We start from the raw sequence: 23,869 nt of genomic DNA, 5'->3' as shown, positions 1-23,869 counted from the left end.
GACTGGACCGCCGTCGTCTGTGACTGGACCGCCGTCGCCTGTGACTGGACCGCCGCCTCTGAACGGTTCATTGACGGTCTGTGACCACCCCGCCGCCGCTCGTGAACGGTCCGTTGGCACCCGTGACCACCCCCGCCGCGCCTGCGAACGGTCCGTTGACACCCCGTTTCCGGTCTGTTGACGCCTGTGAACGGGCCATCGCCGCCCGTGTCCGGTCCGTTGACACCTGTGAACGGTCCGTTGGCGCCTGTGAAAGGTCCGCTGACAGTCCGCGACCGGCCCGCCGACGGCTCACACCTCGGTGCGGCTCCCGCCCGCGCCTTCCGTAGTCGGTTGGCCAAGCCCGCCGCCGCCAGCTTTGCCGCAGGCCCATCACCCGCCCGCCGTTAATCCGTCGCCCGCCCACCGCCCACAGCCCACCGCCCACCGTCAGCCCGCTGCCCGCCGCTGCCCATCGCCCGCTGCCGTTAGCCCCGCGACCACCTGCCCGAAGCCACCCGCCGACACCAGCCACCGCCCGCCGACACCCACCCCCCGCCCAGGCCCCGCCCCACCAACCTCCCCACCCCACCGCCCACCCCGCCCGAAGATCATCCCCAACCGTGGAACGAACCGCCCCCCGCTCACGTCCGAAGTGGAGCAACACCGAGGTCGGGGGCGTTACGCCCAGTTGGGAACAACACGCTCGACGGTTTTTGTCGGACCCCATCGCTAACGTCCGCCACATCACGTCGACACCGACGTCACACACCGCAAGACCGACAACGCAGGGAGGAAACGTGGGCTGGCTCGACGCCGCGTCCGGGTACCAGGTGCGGCTTGGGGAGAACGGGCGTGTGCAGTGCCGCAACGCCAAGGGCAAGGTCCTGTCCTCCGTGCCCGCGTCCATCAAGGACGATCCGCAGGTCGTGCAGCTCCGGCAGCTGACCGAGTGGCTGACCAGGCACGAGGCCGAGTGCCTGTCCACCGTGGACGGCTGGATGGTGCGCTCGCTGCCGGTGCCGACCGCGCTGCTCACCGAGGTGTGGGCGGACGAGGCGTGGGCGAGCGCGCTGCGCGACCTCGTCGTCACCGCCGACGGGGAGACCGGTTTCCTGCGCGACGCCGACCCGGAGCGCGGGCTCGGCGTGGTCAACCTCGACGGCGAGACGCTGCGGCTGTCGCCGGAGGCGGTCGACATCCCGCACCCGGTGCTGCTGGCTGACCTGGAGGAGCTGCGCGAGTTCGGCGCGGAGCTGGGCGTCGAGCAGAAGGCGCAGCAGCTGTTCCGGCAGACGTTCGTCAAGCCCGAGTCGTTCCCCGAGGGCCGCAACGCCGTCGACGACTTCGCGGGCGGCAAGTTCGAGCAGCTCAACCACGCCCTCAGCCGCTGCCGCACGCTCGGCTACCCGGTGCGCGGCGGCGACGCGGTCTACGCGGCGTTCGAGGGCGGCCGGGTCGTGGAGGCCCGCTTCTGGCTCGGCTCCGACTACCCGGAGGGCGAGACCTGGACCGGCCACCTGGCGTGGGCGCTGGAGGACGGCGCCTCCGTCCCGCTCGCCGAGGTCGGCCCGGTCGCCTGGTCCGAGGGGATGCGCATGGCCTCGGCGATCCACGCCGGTCGCGTCGTGGACGACAAGGACGGGCAGTCGTGACGGACCCGGCCGCGCTCCTGGCAGCGGGCGCGGTCCTGCCGCCGGGAACCGGGGCCGGGCAGCCCGACACCGACCGGTCCGAGCCCAGCCGGTCCGGCACCGACCGGTCCGACACTGACCGGTCCGGGCCCGACCACCCCTGGTCCGACCAGGCCGCGACCACCACGGCCCGCCACTACCGCCACCCCGCCGCCGAAGGCCGCGTCGTGGTCCGGCTGACCCCGGAGGAGCTGGGCCGCGCCGAGGACCTGACCGCCGAGTTCCTCGGCTTCCCCGCCCCCGAGCGCGTCCGCCCGGTCGGCGCGGCCAAGCGGGTCGCGCTGGGCTTCCCGGCGTGGGCGCTGGTCAACGACCCGGTCAACGGCCACCACGCGCTCGCCCTGGTCAAGGACCTGGAGCGGGTGTCCCGGCAGGCGTCCGGGCGGCCCACCCAGGCCAAGGAGCAGTTCCTCGCCCTCGGCGAACGCCTCGGCCGCTCCGCCCCGCACTTCCTGCCGACCTTCTACGAGCAGGCCGCCCGCTCGTTCGTCGCCGCGGGCAACCCGGCCTTCGCCGCCGTGCTGTTCGGCAAGGCCCGCGAGGCCGAGCGGGTGCACGACCTGGCGGTCGACCACGACCGCCTCCGCGAGGTGTTCCTGGAGTTCGCGTTCGCGGGCGCCCTGACCGCCAAGGCGCTGTCCGCGCACGCCAGGGGCCTGGCAGGTCGGGGCGACCCGGCCGCCTCCTACGCCCTGTTCCGCGCGCTGTGCGTCAAGCGCACCCAGGGCGGGCTGCCCCCGTACGCCGGGATGCCCGAGGACCTGAACCGGCTGGCCAAGGCCGCCGGGCTCGACCAGCGCGCCGAGCAGCGGTCCGTGCTGGCCGCGCTGCTCGGCACGAGCGCCGTCACCCGCGCGAACGCGGGCTTCTGGAAGTCCTACCGGCCCGCGCTCGTCGACCTGGCGCGCGCCGACGCGGGCGTGCGGCGCAGGCTGCTGGAGTTCGTCCCGGCCGACGCCGCCGCGTTCGACGCCTGGATCGACGTGCTCACCGCGTCCGGCGCCGCCGACGCCCTCACCGACCCGGACGGCCCGCAACCCCCGGTCACCGCCGCGCACTGGCTGGCCACCGCCGTCGCCACCGCCCACCCGGTCTGGGAGCCCAACCCGCGCTCCCAGGCCCTGCTCGACCTCGTCGAGCGGATGCTGTCCCGCCTGCGCGCCGACGGCCACCCCGTCGAGCTGCTGCGCGGCTGGCGCAACCACGCCCTCGACGTCCTCGACCTGGTCATCGCGGGCGGCGTGCCCGTCGCGCCCCCGCTGCACCCCGACAGCTACCTCACGGTCGGCAAGTGGCTCGCCGACGACGCCCCCGGCCGCCGCGACCTGCGCGCGCTGGCCGCCTCCGAGTTCGCCGACGCCCTCGGCGAGGGCCTGGTCGTCCACCTGGAGCGGGCCGTGCGCGCCGACGTGGTCGACGCGGGCGTCCTGGTCGCCGCCTGCGCCGTCCCCGGACTGCGCGCCGCGCTCGGCGCGTGGATCACCACCCGCTCGCCCGGCCCCGGCCCGCACGGGCTGCCCGCCCTGCGCGAGCGGCTGGCCGAGCTGCGCGTGGTCGGCGTCCCCGAGGCGTTCGCCGACGTGCCCGAGGCCGCCGAGGAGATCGCCGCCACCGACGTCACCGCCGCCGTCCTCACCACCCTGCGCGCAGGCCTGTACGACGAGCTCGGCTGGCCCGCCCTCGACCAGGCGCACCGGGACCTCGCGTCCCTCCCGCCCGGCGATCACGGCACCCGGATCGTGGGCGAGGGCTGGCCCGCGCTCGTGCTCGGCCGGGGTGAGCGGCTGGTCGTCGTCGGCCCGGACGGCGTGCTCGACGAGCACCAGCTGCGCATCCCCGCCGACCAGCGCCACGGCCTGTTCTTCCGGGTGAGCGCCGACTGGCACGACGGCTCCCTCCTGGTCCGCTGGAACGCCCCCGGCGGCGAGCGCGCCTACTGGAGCCACGCGCCCAGCAGCTCCTTCCCGCTGGACGACCGGCGACCGCCGTTCCGCCGGTCCTCGCCCGTGCGCGGCTCCATCGCGGTCGGCGGCGGCCGGTTCTCCGGCGGCCGGGTCGTGCGGCTCGGCGACACCGACGTCCCGGTCCCCGCCGACCCGCTCGGCGACGGCGAGCACCTGTGGGCCTACCGGGGCGAGGCCTGGGACTGGGCCCTGCACGAGATCGACCCGGCCACCGGCGACGCGGGCCGGACCAGCCTGCCCGCGTTCCTGGAGGACTTCGCCACCACCGGCGCGCAGCTCGTCCACGAGGCCTGCGAGCTGCGACCGGCCGTCCCCGAGACCGCGAACAGCCCGCTGGGCGCGGCGAACGGCCTGCACGGCTGGCGGGTGCGCCGCGAGGCGGACCGCTCCTGGTCGGCCGAGGGGATCGACGGCCGCGCCGTGCGCAGGCCGAAGACCGGCGAGATCCCGGCCGGGCTGCTGCACCTGCCCTCGGGCGGGCGGCTCGTGCTGATGGCCGTGCACAACGGCCTGCGGCTGCTCGACGTCGACGGCACCGAGCTGGGCAGGCTCGACGCGCTCGGCGACGAGCCCTGCCAGGAGAACGCCTCGGGCAGCCCGGTCGTGCCGCCGCTGGACTGGTGGCACGTGCTGCGCCCGCGCGACGAGGCCGGGTCGGCGGCGCTGCGCGCGGTCACCCGCGAGGCCGTCGACGCCATGCTCGACGCCGCCGTCGGCGAGGAGGGCCTGATCGAGGAGCTGGACCGGCACGACCGGCAGGCCTGGCTCGCGGCCGTGTCGCGCGGGCAGGCCGTCCCGCTCGCCGAGGCCATCACCACCGCCCTGCCCGGCCTGACCCACCCCGGTCTGATCGCGGGCGTGGCCGACGTGGTGCGCCGCGCCGCCCTGCTGCGCGCGGGCTTCCGCGCGTTCGCCGCGTTCGCCGCGTTCGCCGACGCCGCCCGCGCGCTCGGCCCGGACGCGCTGGCCGCGACCGGGTCCACGATCACCGACTGGCAGGTCGACGACGCGCTCTCCTGGTTCCGGGACCCGTACCGCGCCACCACCGCGCCGGTGCCCAGCGGCCTGCCCGCCGCGATCACCGCGCTGGGCCGCGCGGCAGCCGCCCAGCTCGCCGAGCCGACCCCGCTACCGCCCCTGACCTGCCACTACTGGACCGACCACCTGCACGCGCTCGACGCGCTGCTCTACCGCGCCGCGTCCCCGCTCACCCCGGCCGACCAGCGCGCCGCCCTGGTCGCGGTGCTGCGCGCCACGGTCGAGGCGGGCCTGCACGACGAGCCCGGCCGGTGGCGGAACGTCGTGGTGCGCTGCCCGGAGACCACGCAGGCCAACGTCGCCCTGCCGACCGCCGACGGCTTTCTGGTCACCTACTACCGCAAGAGCGACGAGGGCGACGGCGTCATCCACGCCGCAGCTCTCCAGTTCACCCGTGAACCGGACGACCCCGCCCTGCCGCCCGGCATGGCCCTGCTGGAGGCCAACCCCGCGCGCGCCGCGCTGACCGGCGCGGACGTGCTGCGGTTCCTGGACGCGCTGGCCGAGCGCGGGCCCGCCCCGTGGCGGCCGGACGCCGGTCCCGCGCTGGCCGAGCTGACCGGCGCGGGCCGGGTGGCCGCGACGGCGCTGCTCACCGGGATGCCCGGCCTGCGGTTCCGGCCGAAGGTGTTCCTCGACGCCGCCGAGCGCGAAACGGTCGGGTTGAGCAGCGCCGAGACCGCCTCGGCGGGCCCGGTGCTCGGCGCGCTGTCCGACCGCCGGAAGCTGGCCCTGCTCGCCGCCGCCGTCCCCGCCGACCCGCTGGCGCTGTGGGAGAGCGGCCCGGACGTCGAGGCCGTCGCACGGGTGTGGACCGACGCCTTCGGCAAGCGCGCCCCGCTGCCCGAGGACCTCCAGGTCCTGGTCAACCGCGAGCTGTGGCACGACGAGGAGCAGCGCCGGGTCTCCGACCTGGTCAACCCGGACCTGGCCCGCTGGCTGCACGTCGACGGCGACACCACCCTCGCGCAGGCCCGCGCGGTGGCCTCCGACAAGGCGGCCTTCGGCGACGACGACCTGTCCGGGGCGCCCGGCGCGCTGGCGTGGCTGGCCTACCGGCTGCCCGCCGCCTCGCCGCTGCGGCCCGCGCTGGCCCGCTCGCTCGACCTGGTCCGCGCGCGCCTGGCGCACGAGGGCTTCGGGTTCGTGCTCCGCGACCTCCAGGACGCCCAGGCGATCACCGAGCTGACCGGCGTCGAGGTCGGCCCGGTCGACGAGGTGGGCAGGCACCGGGAGTGGCTGGAGGTCGCCCGCTCGCACTTCAGCTTCTGCGCCCTGCTCGTGCGCCCGGCCCTGATCCGGCCGCAGGACCAGCCGCTGCTCGACGCCCTCGCCGAGGTCGTCCACGGCCACTGGGCGGTCGGCCGCCTGCGCCTGGCGCTGGACCCCGGCCTGGCTGCGGCCTGCGCCGTCACCGCGCCCGAGGGAACCGACCCGCAGGTCTACTTCCAGGACCCGACGTTCTCCGCGCCGCACCTGGTGGAGCAGGTCGCCGACCGGCACGGCCTGACCGCCGACGCCGCGGCGCTCTACCTGCAACTGCTCGCCCTGCCGGACCCGACCGACGCGAACGCGGCGCGGTGGACCGGCTGGAAGCCCGCCCGCCTGAAGAAGGCGCGGGCCGCGCTCGCCGACACCGACCTGGTCGTCGGCGGCAAGCGGTCCAGGGCCGGGCGCTCCCTGTTCCTGCCGGGTGGCTGGCTCGACCAGCGCAAGCCCCGGCTGCCACTGGAGGTCTGGAAGACGTCGCTGTACGGCGGCGTCACCTACCCCGACCACTCGACGGGCGTGATCGCGCCCGCCGAACCCGTCGCCGACCTGTTCGCCCGCGCCTGGGAGCGCGTGCTGACCGGGGACGCGCCCGCCTACGACCAGCTCACGACCGGAGGAGACCGGTGACCGCCACCGCCGCCAGGATGATCGCCGCAGGAGCCGTGCTGCCCGGCACCGACTCGACCGGTGAGGACCGCGACACGATCACCGCCCGCCACTACGGGCACCCCGCGCTCGGCGAGCGCGTCGTCGTCAAGCTCGTGCCGAGCGTGCTCGGCAAGGCCGAGGACCTGACCGCCGAGTTCCTCGGCTTCAGCGCCCCCGACCGGGTCGAGGGCGTGGGCACCGGCAGGCGCGAGGCGCTGGGCTTCCCGGCGTGGGCGCTGGTCAACGACCCCGCCAACGGCCACCACGCGCTCAACCTGGTCAAGGACGTGCAGCGCCTGGCCAGGATGGCGCGCTCCCGCGCGGGCGCGGCCAAGGACGGGTTCACCGCCCTCGGCGACATGCTCGGCCGCTCCGCCCCGCACTTCCTGCCCACCTTCTACGAGCAGGCCGGCCGCGCGTTCCTGGACCACGGCAACACCACCTACGCGGCCACCATGTTCGGCAAGGCCCGCGAGGCGGAGGAGGTGCACGACCTCAAGGTCGACAACGCCCGCACCCGCGAGGTGTTCCTGGAGTTCGCGTTCGCGGGCGCGCTGACCGCCAAGGCGCTGTCGGCGCACGCGAAGGTGCTGCTCAAGCGGGCCGACCCGGTGGAGGCGTACGAGGGCTTCCTCACCCTGTGCGTCGAGCGCACCAGGGGCGGCCTCCCCCCGTACACCGGGATGCCCGAGGACCTCAAGCGCCTGGTCAAGGCCGCGAAGCTGGACCAGGCCGAGCAGGACGAGCGGCTGCTGACCGCCCTGCTCGACAGCGCCTCGATCCCGCGCGCGGGCCAGGGCTTCTGGAAGCACTACCGCAACGCGCTGGTGCGCATGGCCACCGCCGACCCCGAGGTCCGCTCGCACCTGCTCACGTTCGTGCCGTCCGCGGCGGCGGCCCTGCCGCTGTGGCTGGACATCGTCACCGCCTGCGGCGCGACCCGCGCGTACACCGACCCGGTCGAGACCGCACCCGCCGCCCCCCGGCCCGCCGCCGAGTGGCTGTCCGACGTCATCGCGGTCAACCACACGAACTGGGGCGCCCAGCCGCGCCTGCCGAAGCTGCTCGAACTGGCCGAGGCCATGGCCCCGAGGCTCGTCGCCGACGGCCACGAGGTGCGCCTGCTGCTCGGCTGGCGCTTCTACGCGCTCGACCTGCTCGACCTGCTGCTCACCGAGGGCGTCCCGATCGCCGAGCCCAAGCGCAGGGACATCGACTACCAGGTCGGCTCCTGGCTGGGGGACGACGAGCCCGGCGCCCGCGACCTTGCCGCCGTCGCCGCCTCCCGGTTCGTCGACCGGCTCGGCGACGGCGTCTACAACTGCCTGCGCGTCAGCACCGACAAGGGCCTGACCACGGTGGACGCGCTGCTCAAGGTGCTCGCCGTGCCCGGCCTGCGCGCCGCGCTCGCCGCCTGGAACACCGCCAGGGCCGCCGACGACGCCCCGCGCGGCCTGCCCGCGCTGGGGGAGCGGCTGGAGCAGATCAGCGTCCTGGCCGTGCCCGAGGTGTTCGCCGACACCCCCGAGGTCGCCCAGGCCTTCGCCGACACCGACGTCCCGGGGGTCCTCGCCGACACCCTGCGCGCAGGCCTGTTCGACGAGCTGGGCTGGCCCGCGCTGGAGGAGGCGGTCCGGGCGCTGAAGGCCGAGAAGATCAAGGACGACCCCGGCGTCGTCCTCGCGGGCGGCGCCTGGCCGGTCCTCGTGCTGCGCCGCGCCGAGAAGTTCGTGGTCGTCGGCCCGGACGGCGTGCTCGCCGAGCACCAGGCCCGCATCCCCGCCGACCAGCGCCACAAGTGGTCGTTCGACCCCACCGGCACCTGGCACGACGGCGCGCTGCTGGTGCGCTGGCAGGGGCCGGACGAGGAGCTGGGCTACTGGAGCGACGCGCCCAGCAAGATCTTCCAGACCAACCGCGAGAACACCTACTACTACAGCAACTCGGCCCCGGAGCCCGCGATCACCACGCCCGCAGGCCTGTTCACCGGCGGCAGGCTGCTCCAGCGCGGCGACACGCACATCCCCTCGCCCCGGCGGGTCTACGGCGACGGCGCCAACCTGTGGACCCTCGGGTCCCTGCCCCAGGGCGGGCAGGGCCTGGTCGAGGTCGACCCGGCCACCGGCGAGCTCGGCCGGGCGAGCCTGCCCGCGTTCCTGGAGGACTTCGCCGCCGAGGGCGCCTCGCTGAACGTGCACTCCTGCACCCTGCGCCCGTCCGTGCCCGCCACCACCGGCAGCCCGCTGGGCGAGGCGAACGGCCTGCACGGCTGGCGGGTGCGCCGCCAGGCCGACAAGTCCTGGCTGGCCGAGGGCGTCGACGGCAGGCGGGTGCACCTGACCGACGGCGAGCGCTACGCGCCGGTCGGGCAGCTCGCCCTGCCCGGCGGGGGCAAGCTCACCCTCGTGTCGCACTACCGGACCATCGACCTGCTCGACGAGCACGGCGTCGTCGTGGGCTCCCTGGACGGCGTCGGCCAGCAGCACGCGGACTACTCGGCGGGCACCCCGCTGCTGCCGCCGATGGGCTGGTGGCACGTGCTGCGCCCGCGCGACGAGGCCGGGTCGGCGGCGCTGCGCTCGGTCACCCGCGAGGCCGCCGAGGCCCTGCTCGCCGCAGCGGTCGCCGAGGCCGCGCTGCCGAAGGAGGAGCGCGACGAGCTCCCCGCCGCCCACCAGGGGCGGCTGGCCGCCCTGCTGAGCCGCGTGCGCGGCGAGAAGACCAAGCGCGACCTGGTCGCCGAGGCGGTCGCCAAGGCGCTCCCCGGCCTGACCCACCCGGCGCTGGTCGTCGGCGTGTCCGACCTGGTGCGCCGGGCCGCGAAGCTGCTGGTGGGCTACCGGGCGTTCGCGCCGGTCGCCGAGGCGGCCCGCACCACCGACCTGGACGCGCTCGCCCCGCGCGGCCCGGTCGTGAGCGCGGACGCCGTCACCGGCGCGCTCGACTGGTTCGGCGGCTACCGCTACCGCTCCAGCAGCAACGGCGCGACCACGCTGCCCGAGCTGATCGCCGCGCTCGGCCAGGCCGCCGCCGGTCCCGTCCAGGCCAGGGAGCTGCCGCACCCGGACAGCACCGCCTGGCACGAGGTGCTGCCCGAGCTGCCCGCGCTGCTGCACCGCGCCGCCTCGCCGCTCACCCCCGAGCCGGAGCGGGAGGCCCTGGTCCTGCTGCTGCGCTCGCTCGCCGACGCCGGGCTGGTCGACGGCACCGGTCGCTGGCGGGTGGTCGGGATCAACCTGCCGCTGAAGACCCAGCTGACCAAGCACGCCGTGCTCCCGCTGGGCGGCGGCTTCGCCACGTTCACCAGCAGCAGCGGCTCGCGCGAGGACGACACCTACCTGCTGGAGGGCCTCCAGTTCAGCCCCGAGCCCGGCCGGTTCGCCCTGCCGCCCAAGGCCACCCTGTCCTACTCGCGCGAGCTGCGCGGCGCCCTGACCGGCGCGGACGTGCTGCGGTTCCTGGACGTGCTGGCCGAGCGCGGCCCCGCGCCGTGGCGCGCCGAGGCACCCGAGGAGCTGGCCGGGCTGACCGGTCTCGGCACGTCCGTGTCGACGCTGCTGCTCGCCGGGATGCCGGAGATCGAGACCTGGGGCGCGAGCTTCCTGACCACCGAGCAGCGCAAGCTCATCGGCCTGTCCGCCGCCGAGCTCAAGGCCGCAAGGCAGGGCCTGCGCGACACCGCCAAGCGGTTCCGGCGCGAGCTGCTCGCCGCCGCCGTGCCCGCCGACCCGGTGGCGCTGTGGGAGAGCGGCCCGGACGTCGAGGCCGTCGCCCAGGTGTGGGTGGGCACGCGCGGCAGGCGCGTGTCCGTGCCCGAGGACGTGCTGCTCGACGCCAGCAAGGCGCTGGAGAACCGCGCGCCGGAGACCACGCTCGCCGCGCTGCTCAACCCCGAGCGCACCGAGTGGCTCAACACCGACGCCCGGATGCACATCGTCGGGAACAACCTGAAGATGCACGAGAGCGAGGGGTTCACCGGCCACCACCTGACGGTGTCCCTGGAGGCGCTGACCTGGCTGGCCTACCGGCTGCCCGCGGCCTCTCCGCTGCGCTCGCGGCTGCCCGTCGCGCTGGAGCTGGTGCGCGCCCGCAACGCCAGCCGGGACCTGGCGATCCAGGTCGGCACCTGGCGTGAGACGGTGGCCGTGGAGAAGATGCTCGGCATCAGCGCCGACCGCACGGTCGGCGCGATCACGAACCACGGGGGGTGGTTGGACGTCGTCACCACCTCCGAGGAGTACTGCACCCTGATCGCGTGGCCCGCGCGGGTGCGCCCGCAGGACCGCCCCGTGCTCCAGGCGCTGGCCGAGCAGGCGTACTCCTCGGACGTGCTGGCCTGCGGCGACCTGCTCGCGACCGACGAGCTGGCCGAGCTGTGCGCGGCGGTCGCGCCCGAGGGCACCGACCCCGAGGTGTTCTTCCAGGACCCGTCGTTCTCGGTCCCGCACCTGGTCGAGCAGGCGGCCGAGCGGTTCGGCCTGTCCGCCGACGCGGCCGTGCTGTACCTCCAGCTGCTGGCCCTGCCCGACCCGACCGACGCCAACACGGCCCGGTGGACCGGGTGGAAGCCCGCGCGGCTGAAGAAGGCGCGCGCCGAGCTGGCCGAGACCGACCTGGTGCTCAGCGCCAAGCGGGCGCGGGCGGGGCGGTCGCTGTTCCTGCCGGGTGGCTGGTCGGACCTGAAGAAGCCGCACCTGCCGGTGGAGACGTGGAAGGCCCCGATGTTCGACGTGGCCTTCGGCTACGAGCCCGCCAAGCGCAGCGGCGCGATCGTCCCGGTCGAACCGGTGCCCGCGCTGTTCGCCCGCGCGTGGCAGCGCGTGCTCGACGGCGACGCGCCCGCCTACGAGGAGCTGCGCACCGGGAGCCGCCGATGACGTCCCCCGCCACCGGTCCGACCGCGTCCGGGGCGACCCCCGGCGGTCGGCCCGGTGGCGCCCACGACGCGGTCACCGCCAGGCACCGGACCCACCCGGTGCTCGGCGACCGCGTCGTGGTCCGGCTCGTGCCGGAGTGGCTGGCCGAGGCCGAGGAGGTCCTGACGGGCTTCCTCGGCTTCACCCCGCCCACGCGGGTGCGGCGGGTGGGCGACGCCGGGGCGGTCGGCGCTGGTTCGACGGGTGCCTGTTTGGCCGGTGCTGGTCCGGCAGGCGCGGGGTCGCGCGGTCCCGAGCCGGGCACTCCCGCCCCAGGTGCCCCAACCCCAGGTGTTCCAGCCCCAGGTGTCCCGGACCCGGATGCCCGGTCGGCCCAGGCTGATCCGTCGCGCGCGTACGTCGACTACGTCCTGGACCTGGTCGCGGACCCGGACCGGCTGGTCCCGCTGGTCAGGAACCGGGCAGGCGTGGCCAGGGCGGGTTTCGCCCAGCTGGGCGACCTGCTCGCGCACGCCGACCCGAGCCTCCTGCCCGTGTTCCACGAGCGGGCGGGCCGGGTCTTCCTCGCGGCGGGCAGCCCCACCTCCGCCGCAGCGATGTTCGACCGGGCCCGCGAGGCGGAGCGCGAGCACGCCCTGCCCGTCGACCTGGACCGCCTGCGGGCGGTGTTCCTGGAGTTCTCCCTGGCGGGCGCGGTCACCGCGAAGGCCCTGACCGCCCACGCCAGGTCCCTGCTCAAGCACCCCGACCGCCCTCGGGCCCACGAGTCGTTCTTCGCCCTGTGCGCGGACCGCGTCCGGGGCGGCCTCCCACCGCACCCCACGATGCCCACCGAGCTGGCCAGGTCGGCGCGCGCGGCGGGCGCGGACGTCCGGGCCGAGCAGGAGCGCCTGCTGTCGGCGATCCTGCCCAGCCCCGCGACCACCAGGGCGCCCCGCTCCTTCTGGACCCACCACCAGCCCGCGCTGACCACCCTGTCCGCCAGGTCCCCGGAGACCAGGACCCACCTGCTGGCCGCCGTCCCCGCGATCCCCGACGCTGTCCCCGCGTGGCTGGACGCGGTCGCGGCCTGCGGGGCCACCGCCGCCTACACCACCCCGTCCGGAACCGCCCCGATCCCCGCAGCGCACTGGCTGTCCAGGGTGATCGCCGCGACCCAGGACGGCCCGCCCCGCGTCCCGGCGCTGCTGGACCTGGTGGAGGAGCTGGCGCTCAGGCTCGTCGCGGACGCCCTGCCGGTGCGCGTCGCCGACTTCGCCGCGCTCGACCTACTCGACCTCCTCCTGACCCGAGGCGTCCCCCTCGACCTGGCCGCCCCGGTGGACGCGGAGCACCACTTGGCCCGCTGGCTGACCTGCGCCGAGCCGGGCCGCCGCGACCTGCTAGCGCTGGCGGACTCGGACCACGGCGTCGCACTGGGCGAGGCCGCGCACGCCCACCTGCGCGCCACCGCCCACCGGGGCCAGACCACGACCGACGCGCTGCGCGAGGTCCTCGCGGTCCCCGGCCTGCGCCGAGCCCTGACGAAGTGGATCACCGCCCAGTCCACCCCCCTCCCGCAGGGCCTCCCCGACCTGGCCAGACTGCTGGACCGCCTGCGCCCGGTGGCCAGACCCGAGGTGTTCGCGAACGCCCCGGAGACGGCCGAGTCGCTGGCTGCGGCGGACGTCGCGGGCGTGCTGGCGGCGACCTTGCGCGCGGGCGTGCTCGACGAACTGGGCTGGCCCGCCCTTGACCGCGCGGCCCACGCGCTGGGCGAGGGCGTGCGTGCGGTCGGCGGCGAGTGGCCGGAACTGCTGCTGCGCAAGGGCGAGGCCTACGCGGTGGTGGGCCCGGACGCCGTGCTGGCCGAGCACACCCCCCGAACGCCAGGCGCGAAGCGCCCCAAACACCCGACCAGCCCACTCCGCACACCCGACGCGCCCGCTTCGGCGACACCTGCTGCTGAGCCGCTCGCTGCCACGCCGGAAACGGCCACGCCCACTGGCGAGCCGGGCCCGGTCGCACCCGCTGCCCCATCGCCCGCTGCCGCGTTTGGCCCTGCGACACCCGCCGCTGAACCGCCCGCCGCCGTGCTCGGCGCGGTCCCGCCCGCCGCCGGACCGCCCGCAGGTGAGCCTGGCGCGGTCAAGGCCGCCGCCCCGCCCGCCGCCGTCCCCGGCCCAGTCGCACCCGCACCCGCACCCGCCACTGCCACCGCCGCCCACCGCGCGCTGTCCGCCGCGCCCCCGTGGCCCGTGATCACGGGTGAGCCCCCCGCGCCCCTCCCGACCGTCCTGCCAGGCGCGCCCCTGCCGGAGTTCTTCACCGACTTCGCCACCGAGGACGCCGAACTCGACCTGCTCCACTCCGACCTGCGCCCGTCCACCCCGGCCACCACCGGGAGCCCGCTGGGCGAGTCCGCGGGCAGCCACGGCTGGCGACTCCGCCGGAACGCGGACGGCTCGTGGACCGGTGAGTCCGTCACCGGGGCCCGAGTCCACCTCCCGGCCGCCTCCCCACCCCCGTTGGGCCTGCTCGACCTCCCCGGCGGGGCCAGGCTCACCGTGCTGGACGCGGGCCGCTGCCCGTCGACCCCGCACTGCCGCAAGCTCACCCTCCTCGACCCCGAGTCCGTCGAGCGCGCCGAACTCCACCTCCACCACGACCGCCACCACCGCGACCACGCGGCGGGCACCCCGCTCCTGCCGCCGCCCGCGTGGTGGCACGTGCTGCGCCCGCGCGACGAGGTCGGTTCGGCGGCACTGCGCGAGGTCACCACCCAGGCGGCGGAGGCGATCCTCGCGGCGGCCCTGTCGGACGGCGACCACGCCCTCCCCGGCACCAGCCTCTTCCCGCCCCGGACCACCCACCCCACCACCCGGCCAGGCCACCCCGACCCGGTGGTGGAAGCCGTCACGACGACGATCCCCGACCTCACCGACCCGGCCCTGATCACGGGCGTGGCGGCACTGGCCCGTCACGCGGCGACCCTGCTGACGGGCTTCCGCGCGTTCGCCCCGATCGCCGAGGCGGCCCGCACCTCGGACCCGAACGCCCTGCCCGCGACGGGAACGGCGACAACCGAGGCCGCGCTCGCCGCGAGCCTGTTCTGGTTCGGCCGCCCGCACTGGCCGGGCCACCAGGGCGCCCGCCCACTGGCCGAGTTGATCACCGCCCTGGGCGAACTGGCCACAACCCCGCCCAAGCCGGTCACCGCCCACGACAACGCGGCCGAGGCGACCCCGGAAACCCAGGCAGCTCCACCGGCGACCGCACCGACCCCGGCAACGCCACCGCCCTCGGCGGCCCCGGCAATGCCCCTGCCCCCGGCGGCCCCGGTCACCCAGCCGCCCTCGGAAGTACCGGAACCACCGCAGGCCTTGGGCTCCTCCGAGGCCCCGGAGGCCTCGGCAGCCGCCGCCCTCACTGCTACACCGCCCGCCGCCGTCGCGCCCGGAGCCACCGACCCCGCGCTCGCCACCCGCGCTCCCGTGCCCGCGACCAGCGCTCCCGCGTCCGCCACCGATGGGCCCGCGTCCGCCACCGATGGGCCCGCGTCCGCCACCGATGGGCCCGTGCCTGCCACCGCCGCGCCCACCATCGACGCACCCGCGCCCACACGCGACCTCGCCGAGCCCCCAGCCTCCACCCCAGCCCCACCCCCGAGCGCAGAGGTGGTCAAGCCCCCCACCCTCCCCCTGGGCTCCACCGGAACCGCCCTCGGCCAGCGCTTCGCGCGCCTCGCCGCCGGTCGCGCCCCCAAGCCCGCCGACTCCCACCCCCTCCCACCCGCAGCCCCGGCGGGCTGGCACGCCGCGCTCCCCGACCTCGGCGCCCTCCTGCACCGGGCCGCCTCCCCGCTCACCCCGCCCCCGCACCGGGACACCCTCGTCGGGTTCCTGCGGTCCCTGGTCCGCGCGGGCCTGGTCGACGGCTCGGGTCGCTGGCGGGTGGTCAGCTTCGAGCTGCCCGCCAGGTTCGCCCCGCCCCTGCACCGCGCCACCCCGCTCGCCGACGGCTTCGTCGCGTTCTTCGAGCGCAAGGTCCGCCGCAACGGCACCTGCCGCGTCGAAGGCCTCCAGTTCACCCGCACCCCCGGCGAGTTCACCGTCCCCCCGCGCGCCCTCCTCGCCGAGTCCCGCGAGGTCCGCACCACCCTCACCCCGGACTCGGTCCGCGCCTTCCTGACCACCCTCGCCGACCGGGGCCCCGCCCCCTGGAACCCCGACGCCCCAGGTGACCTCGCCGAGCGCGCGGGCATCGGCACCGCCCAGGCCGCGCTGCTGCTCGCGGGCCTGCCCGGCGTCAACGGTCCCGCCGAGCACTTCCTCCCCGAACCGGACCGCCTCCTGATCGGCCTGTCCGCCGCCGAGGCGGCCATGGCCGGGCGCGCCCTGGAGAGCACCCCGGACCGGTTCCGCCGCGCCCTGCTCGCCGCCGCCGTCCCCGAGGACCCGACCGCCCTGTGGACCACCGGCCAGGACACCGCCGCGATCGCCCGAGCGTGGGTGGCCGAGCGCGGGCGGCGCACCCCGGTCCCCGACGACGTCCTGCTCGACGCCCACCTCGCCCTCGGCGAGCGCTCCACCGACCTGCTCTCCGACCTGGCCAACCCCACCAGCGCCACCTGGCTCACCACGAACCGCCCCCGCCGCCCGCTCGGCGTCCGCGCCAACCGGCCGTCCGCGGGAGCCCTGAACAGCGCCGCCCTGACCAGGGCTAGCCGCACCGGCGCACCCGGAGCGCAACCGACCGCCCCCGGCGCGGCCCCCTCCACCCCCCACCCCGACGGCTTCACCGCCGACCACCTCGGCCCCGCCCTCGAAGCCCTCACCTGGCTCGCCTACCGCCTCCCCGCCGCCTCCCCCCTCCGCGCGAGCCTGCCCGAAGCCCTCGAACTCCTCCGCGCCCGAGCCGCCCACCCGAAGTTCGACACCCCCTCGGTCCGCTGGCGCGTCGCCGCCCACCTGGAAGCCCTCGCCCAGCCCGCCCTCACCGCAGCCTGCGCCGCGTTCGCCGACACCGACCCGGACGCCCACTTCCAGGACCCCACCACCTCCGTCCCGCACCTGGTCACCGAGGTGGCAGCCACCCACGGCCTCTCCCAGGACGCCGCAGCCCTCTACCTCCAGCTCCTCGCGCTCCCCGACCCCACGGACGCCAACACCGCCCGCTGGACCGGCTGGAAGCCCGACCGCCTCAAGCGCGCCCGCGCCGAGCTCGCCGCCACCGACCTGGTGGTCACCGCGCGCCGCCCCCGCGCCGGTCGCGCCCTGTTCCTCCCCGGCCCCGTCTCCGACCCCGGCAAGCCGCACCCGCCGCTGGAGACCTGGAAGGCCGACCTGCTCGACCCCGCGCGAGCGGACACCCCCAAGCGCACCGGCGCGCCAGTGCCCGGTGAACCCGTCGCCGACCTGTTCGCCCGCGCCTGGCAGCGCGTGCTGGACGGGGACGCGCCCACCCCAGAACCGCACAGGACCGGAGGACACCGGTGACCGCCACCGCCCCCGCCAGGCAGGTAGAACCAGCCGAGGACGCCCACCGCGAGGAACTCGCGTTCCTCGCGGCGCACGACGACGGCCTCAAGCCACCCGGCTGGCGGCTCACCCCGCGCGCGGTCGTCACGTTCATCGTGGGCAGCGGCGGCGACGCGCTCGCCCTCCCGAAGGGCGCGAAGGCCGACGGCCTGCCCAAGCGGCTGGTGATCAGCCCGAAGTTCGTCGGCGAGCGCGCCCTCGTGGAGCGGGCCGTGGTCACCCTCGCCGGTGAGCGCGGCCTGCTGCTGGTCGGCGAGCCGGGCACCGCCAAGTCGATGCTGTCCGAGCTGCTCGCCGCCGCCGTCTCCGGCACCAGCCAGCTGACCGTGCAGGGCACCGCGGGCACCACCGAGGACCAGCTCCGCTACGGCTGGAACTACGCGATGCTGCTCGCCGAGGGCCCCAGCCCGCGTGCGCTCGTGCCGTCCCCGGTGCTGTCGGCGATGCGCACCGGCGGCGTGGTCCGGGTGGAGGAGGTCACCCGCTGCCTGCCGGAGGTGCAGGACGCGCTGGTGTCGATCCTGTCCGACCGCCGCATCGCGGTGCCCGAGCTGTCCGGCACCGACGCGGCCACCGTGCACGCCGCCCCCGGCTTCACCGTGATCGCCACCGCGAACCTGCGCGACCGGGGCGTGTCGGAGATGTCCGCCGCCCTCAAGCGCCGCTTCAACTTCGAGGCGGTCGGCCCGATCGGCGACCTGGCCGCCGAGACCGAGCTGGTGCGCAGGCAGGCCAAGTCCGCCCTGGAGCGGGTCGGCGCGCCGTTCGCCGTGGACGACGTGGTGCTGGAGGTGCTGGTCACCGCGTTCCGCGACCTGCGCGACGGGGTGTCCGGCGAGGGCTGGGCGGTCGAGCGCCCGTCCACGGTCATGAGCACCGCCGAGGCGGTGTCGGTGGCGACCGCGCTGGGCCTGGCCGACGCGTACTTCCCGAGCGACCGCGACCCGCTGTCGCTGCTGCCCGGCCACCTGCTGGGCGTGGTGCGCAAGGACGACCCGGCGGACGCGGCGAAGCTGCGCGGCTACTGGGACGGCGCGGTGCGGCGGCGCGCCGAGTCCGGTGCCCGCACGTGGCGACGGCTGTGGGAACTCCGTGACGTCCTCGAGGGCTGAGCCGGACCTCGCGGTGGCGGACCGGCTGGCCGACCACCGCGAGCCCGTGCTGATCGGGGTCCGCCACCACTCGCCCGCGCTCGCCGCCGCGATGCCCGCGCTGCTGGAGGCCGCCGACCCCGAGGTCCTGCTGGTGGAGCTGCCGCAGGAGCTGGGGGAGTGGCTGCCGCACCTGGCCGACCCCGACCTGCTCGCGCCGGTCGCGCTGTCCGGGGCGGCCCGCGACGGCGGCTCGCTCGCGTTCTACCCGTTCGCGGACTTCTCCCCGGAGCTGGCCGCGATCCGCTGGGCGCGCCGCAACGGCGTCGAGGTGCGGCCGTGCGACCTGCCGATCGCGCTGCGCGGCGACGGCGACCGCGCCGGTCACGACCACGGCACCCCGCTGGCCGACGCGCTGCGCAAGGTCATCACCGGCCGGGACGGCGACGACCTGTGGGACCGCCTGGTCGAGGCCGCCGCGCCCGGCCAGTCGGCCGAGTCGGTGCGCCGCGCCGCGCTGCTGGTCGGCCTGGCGCTGCGCCGCGACGCCGAGGGCCCGGACGGCGACGGCGTCGACGGGTTCGACCTGCGCCGCGAGGAGTGGATGCGGCACGCCGTCGCCGACGTCGCCGGACGCCGCTCGGCCGCCGTCATCGGCTCCTTCCACGCCGCCGCCCTGCTGCGCGGCCCGGACGGCGACCGCCCGACCGGCAGCGGGCCGGAGGTGGTGACCTCGCTGGTGCCGTACGGGTTCGCGCTGCTGGACGAGCGCTCCGGCTACCCGGCGGGCATCCGCGACCCGGAGTGGCAGCAGGCCGTCTACGAGTCGGGCGGCGACGCGGCGGCCGTGGAGGCTTCGGCTGCGGCGTTCGTCGTGCGGATCTGCGCGCGCGTGCGCGAGCTCGGCCACCCGGCCGGGCCCGGCGAGGCGCGCGAGGCGCTGCGCCTCGCGGTCGACCTGGCCAAGCTGCGCGGACTGCCCGCGCCCGGCCGGGGCGAGCTGGTCGAGGCGGTGCAGAGCGTGCTCACCCACGCCGAACCGCTCGGGCGCGGCCGGGTCGTGGCCCGCGCCGCCGGTGACGTGCTGGTCGGCCAGCGGCTCGGCCTGCTCGCCCCCGGCACCCCGCGCTCCGGCCTGGCCCCCGCCGTGGAGGCGCTGGTCGCGGAGCTGCGGCTGCCGGGACCGGGCTCGACCGAACCGGCGCAGCTGCGCCTCGACCCGCTGCGCTCGCCGCTCGACGCGCGCCGCGAGATCGCCCTGCGCAGGCTGGACGCGCTCGGCGTGCCCTACGGCAGTGAGACCGCGACGGCGGGCGTCGGCGGCGGCGAGGCGCTGAGCACCCGGTGGACCGTCTCGTGGACGCCCGCCACGGCCGCCACCCTGCCCGTCGCGGGCATGTGGGGGGCGACCCTGGAGGTGGCGGCGCGCGGCAGGCTCATGGCCCGCCGCGCCGAGCGCGAGCGCGGCGGCGGCCACACCCCCGCCGCGGTGCTCGCCGACCTGGCCGAGGCCGCCGCGTGCGGCCTGCCGGACGTGGTCGGCGTGCTTCTGGACGACGCGGCGACCGTGCTGCCCACCTCGGGCACCCTGCACGACCTGCTGGCCGCGCTGTCCCTGCTGGACCGGTTGCGCGCCGGGCACCTGCCCGGCACGCCGGGCGAGGTGCTGGACGGGCACCCGGTGCTGTCCCGCGACCTGGAGACGGCGGCGGTCGCCCAGCTGGAGGGCCTGGCCGGGTCCGACGACCCGGCCGACGCGCGGGCGCTGGTCGAACTGGGCCAGCGGCACGACGCGCACGGCACCGGCGTGCGGCTGGCGGTGGCGCTGCGCGAGCTGGCGGACGGCGCGGGCCCGCTCGTCGCGGGCGCGGCCGGGGCCACCAGGGTCCTGCTCGGCCTGGCCGAACCGGCCGAGCTGGGCGAGCGCGTCGCGTCCTGGATCGACACCGCGAGCACCCCGGAGGGCAGGGACTCGCTGCGGCGCGCGCTGACCGGCGTGCTCGCGGCGGCCACCGCCCTGCTGGAGACCACCGAGGCCCTCGACCCGCTGCTGGACCGGGTGGAGTCGCTGGGCGACCGGGACTTCCTGGACCGGCTGCCCGCGCTGCGCGGCGCGTTCACCAGCATCGGCCCGGCCGCCCGCGCGCGGGTGCTGGCCGTGGTGCAGGAGCGGGTCGGCGCGCGGGTGGACCGGGCTTCAGGGCCCGATCCCGAGCAGCTGGCGCTGTGGTTGGGGGCCGAGCGGGAGGCGGCGGACGCGCTGCGCCTGCACGGGCTGACCGGGACGGCGGCGGGCGGGCCCGAAGCCGTTTCCCCCTCCGGTGCTGCGACTGACGGTGCTGCGGCGGAAAGGGCTGCGGCGGACGGGACTGCGGCTGATGGGGCTGCGGCTGATGGGGCTGCGGTGAACAGGGCTGCGGCGGGCGGGCCGGGCGTCTCGGCGCTTCCGGCGCGGACGGTCGGGGCGGCGACCGCCACGGCGGTCGGCGTCGCCGCGCCCGCATCGGGCGAGAGCGCTCCCACGAGCGCCGTTCCCACCAGCGCCATTCCCGCTGCGGGCAGCGGGGGAGGGGCGTCCGCCGAGACCGGCGCGTCCGATCCCGCCGCGTCCGCCGAGGGGGTGCCTGCCGGGGCTGGCCCCGCCGTGTCCGCTGAGGGCGCGTCGGCCGGGGCTGACTCCGCCGCGTTCACCGGAGGTGCGTCGGTCGGAGCCGATCCCGCCGCTTCGTCCGGGGACGTGCCGACGGGGGCCGGTTCCACCGCGCCTGCCGCAGGAACTCCCACCGAGGGCGACGTCGCCGCGCCCACCGGGGCCGCCCCCGACCCCGTCCCGGCCGGTCAAGCGTCCACCGCCACCGCCACCGGAACCGCTCCCGCCGCACCGGCCGAACTCCCCCCGGTGCTGCGCTGGCGGCTCCTGCTCGGCGCGCGCGGTGACCGTCCGGCCGGTGGCGGTCGGTACGCCGCCGCCCTGGACGAGCTCTACGGCCACGACCGGGGCGAGGGCGCGGGCAGCGGTTCGCTCGGCGGCAGCGCGGGTGGTGACGGGGACCCGTTCCCCGTCGTGCGCGAGTGGTCCGACGAGCTGCGGGCCCTGTTCGGCGACCGGGTCCGCGAGGAGGTACTGGCCGCCGCCGCCGAGGGCGGCAGGCTGGAGGCCGCGCTGGAGATCGACCCGGCCTCCGTGCGGCCCTCGGTCGACCTGCTGCGCAACGTCCTGTCCCTGGCGGGCGGCCTCTCCGAGGACGCGCTCGCCCGGTTGCGCCCGCTGGTGGCCCGCCTGGTCCGCGAGCTGGCCGAGCAGCTCGCCAACCGGATCAGGCCGGCCCTGACCGGGATGCAGCTGCCGTTCCCGACCCGCCGCCCCGGCGGCAAGCTCGACCTGCCCCGCACCCTCAGGGCGAACCTGGCCACGGCCCGCCGCGACGAGCACGGCAAGGTCGTGGTCGTCCCGGAGCGCCCGGTGTTCCGCAGCCGGGGCCGCAAGGCCAACGACTGGCGGCTCATCCTGGTGGTCGACGTGTCGGGCTCGATGGAGGCGTCCACGGTGTGGGCGGCGCTCACCGCGTCCGTGTTCGCGGGCGTGCGGTCGCTGACCACGCACTTCCTGGCGTTCTCCACCCAGGTGGTCGACCTGAGCGAGCGGGTCGCCGACCCGCTGTCGCTGCTGCTGGAGGTCAGGGTCGGCGGTGGCACGCACATCGCTGGCGCGCTGCGGCACGCCCGTGACCTGGTGACCGTGCCGGAGAGGACGATGGTGGTGCTGGTCAGCGACTTCGAGGAGGGCGGACCGGTCGCCTCGCTCACCGAGCAGGTGCGGGAGCTGGTGTCCGCCGGGGTGACGGTGCTGGGCTGCGCGAGCCTGGACGACACCGGCAAGCCCCGCTACTCCACGTCGATCGCGGGTTCGCTGGTGGCGGCCGGGATGCCGGTCGCCGCGCTGAGCCCGCAGGAGCTGGCCCGCTGGGTCGGGGAGAAGGTGCGCGGATGACCCCGCCCCCGGTGGCGCCCGCCGTGGTCGCCGACGTGCTCGACGCCCTCCCGCCGCGCCTGCGCAAGCGGGTCGACGCCGCGCTCGACAAGGCGGCGGCCTGGCAGGTCGTGGTCGACGGGGACGGCGCGAAGGCCGAGCTGGACGCCGACACCGCCCTCACCTGGGTGCTGCGCGGCGGGGTGCTCGCGTCGGCCGACGACCTGACCTGCACCTGCCTGCTCGCGCCCAAGTGCCTGCACCGGGGCATCGCGGTCGCGGCGGCCGAGGTCGCCGACGTCGCCGAGGCGCCCGACGCGCAGCCGCAGGCCGAGGCGCCCGCCGCGGCGGAGGTGGCCGAGGAGGGCGGTCCGCCGCCGATCCGCGCGGACGAGCGCTCCGCCGCCGACGTGCTGTGGGAGGCGTGCGCGACGGTGCTGCGCTCCGGCGCGTCCGGCAGCGGGGCGGTCGTGCGGGCCGGACTGCTGCGGGCGGTGCACGTCGCCCGCGTCGCGGGCCTGCACCGAGCGTCGGCGGCGGGCCTGCGGATCGCCTCGATGCTGGCGGACGCCAGGTCCGGCTCGTCCGCGTTCGACCGCGAGCTGCTCACCGCCGAGCTGGTCGAGCTGCTCCTGCTCTGCCACGACCTGCGCGCGGACGTCCCCGCCGACCCGGCGGAGCTGCGCGGCACCGCCCGCCGCGAGTACCGCCCGATCGGGGCGCTGCGCCTGTACGGGCTGTGCACCGAACCGGTGGTGACCAGCTCCGGCTACGCGGGCGTGGTCACCCACCTGGTGGATGACAGGGGTGGCCTGTGGACCGTCCCGGCGATCATGCCCGGTGGCCGCGAGCGGGTGGTCGCGGCGGCGGGCGGACCGGTGGCGATCGGCGAGTCCGGCCTCACCCAGGCCGGGCTCGGGCGCGGCGGCCTGCTGCTGTCCGGCGGCACCGCCTCGCCGGACCGCAGGCTCGGCGCGGGCAAGGCCGTGCGGGCGGTGGCCGCGTCCGGCGCGACCTGGGACGAGGAGCCCCTGGCCGGGCTGTGGCGGCAACCGCTGGCCGAGCAGGTGGACCGGGCGTTCCGGGCCGCCGCCCGACCGGAGGCGCACCGGCCGCCGGGTGACGCCCTGCTGTTCGTCGAGGGCCTCGTGCAGGGGCCGGTGGGCGCGGCGCTGCGCGTGCAGGTCGACGGCGGCCGGGTCGACCTGGTCGCGCGGGACGAGCGCACCAGGGACAACCTGCGCGTGCTCTCCGGCGCGGACGGCCTGCGGGTCAAGGTCGTGGCCAGGCTGCTGCCCGAGCGGCCCGGCGCGGCGGTCGCGCTGGCCCTGTCCGGGGACGTCGACCTGCCCTCGGCCTTGAAGGGGCGCGCCGACCTGGGCCTTGACCGCGTTCAGCGCTCGCACGTGGCGCGGGGCGCGACCCACGACCTGCCCGCCGAGGGCGAGGACGCCCGCCCGTCCGTGCCACCGCCGCTGCGACCGCTGGAGAACGTGCTGCACCGGGTCACCCTGGGCGGCCGGGCGGTGGCGGGCGTCGCGTCGACCGGGCGGGACGTGGACGTCCTGCGCGACTCGGGCCTGCGCACCACGGCGGTGCTGCTGGAGGAGCTGGCGGCGGCGTCGCGGGACCGGGAGCGCGACGCGTTCGGCCGGGTGGTGCGGGACGCGGGCGACGCGTTCCCGTACGCCTGGCTGCGCGCGGGCCTGCACGTCCGCGAGTTCACCAGGGCCACGGCCCGCCGCACCTGGGTGGACGTCGTGGGCGGTGGCGAGGGGTGAGCTGAGACCGGGCGCCGGGGCCGACTCGGCCCAGAG

The 23,869-nt window shown here is 76.8% G+C and carries 7 protein-coding genes; all 7 read left to right on the top strand.

Features of this window, described 5'->3' with window-relative positions:
* Positions 1–779 precede the first annotated feature (779 nt).
* Genes LV78_RS02310 through LV78_RS02280 form a run of 7 tightly spaced genes read left to right on the top strand, consistent with a single transcriptional unit; the run spans position 780 to position 23,833 of the window.
* The gene (locus LV78_RS02310) at positions 780–1,634 is read left to right on the top strand and encodes a DUF4132 domain-containing protein (protein WP_253842952.1); all 855 of its coding nucleotides are present in this window, start codon (positions 780–782) and stop codon (positions 1,632–1,634) included.
* Positions 1,631–6,574 carry a hypothetical protein gene (locus tag LV78_RS02305; protein WP_253842951.1) on the top strand — a complete coding sequence of 1,648 codons (4,944 nt, stop codon included), beginning with the start codon at positions 1,631–1,633 and terminating at the stop codon, positions 6,572–6,574. Before LV78_RS02310 ends, LV78_RS02305 begins: the two co-directional genes overlap by 4 nt.
* On the top strand, positions 6,571–11,472 hold the full coding sequence (locus tag LV78_RS02300; protein ID WP_253843230.1) for a hypothetical protein: 4,902 nt from the start codon (positions 6,571–6,573) through the stop codon (positions 11,470–11,472). The genes LV78_RS02305 and LV78_RS02300 overlap by 4 nt, the downstream gene beginning before the upstream one ends.
* Positions 11,469–16,949 (top strand): hypothetical protein, encoded by a 5,481-nt coding sequence (locus LV78_RS40505; RefSeq protein ID WP_301305622.1) that lies wholly within the window; start codon positions 11,469–11,471, stop codon positions 16,947–16,949. The genes LV78_RS02300 and LV78_RS40505 overlap by 4 nt, the downstream gene beginning before the upstream one ends.
* Entirely contained in the window at positions 16,946–18,103 is a 1,158-nt protein-coding gene (locus LV78_RS02290) for an ATP-binding protein (protein WP_253842949.1), read from the top strand. Before LV78_RS40505 ends, LV78_RS02290 begins: the two co-directional genes overlap by 4 nt.
* Positions 18,084–22,073: a DUF5682 family protein gene (locus LV78_RS02285; RefSeq protein WP_253842948.1), complete on the top strand. Its 3,990-nt coding sequence runs from the start codon at positions 18,084–18,086 to the stop codon at positions 22,071–22,073. The genes LV78_RS02290 and LV78_RS02285 overlap by 20 nt, the downstream gene beginning before the upstream one ends.
* The gene (locus LV78_RS02280) at positions 22,070–23,833 is read left to right on the top strand and encodes a hypothetical protein (RefSeq protein ID WP_253842946.1); all 1,764 of its coding nucleotides are present in this window, start codon (positions 22,070–22,072) and stop codon (positions 23,831–23,833) included. Before LV78_RS02285 ends, LV78_RS02280 begins: the two co-directional genes overlap by 4 nt.
* The last annotated feature ends 36 nt before the right edge of the window (positions 23,834–23,869 follow it).

Source organism: Actinosynnema pretiosum (genome assembly GCF_024171695.1).
GTDB classification, from domain to species: domain Bacteria; phylum Actinomycetota; class Actinomycetes; order Mycobacteriales; family Pseudonocardiaceae; genus Actinosynnema; species Actinosynnema pretiosum.
Note: the sequence above shows the minus strand (reverse complement) of the source record. Positions and strands in the feature narration are given on the sequence as shown.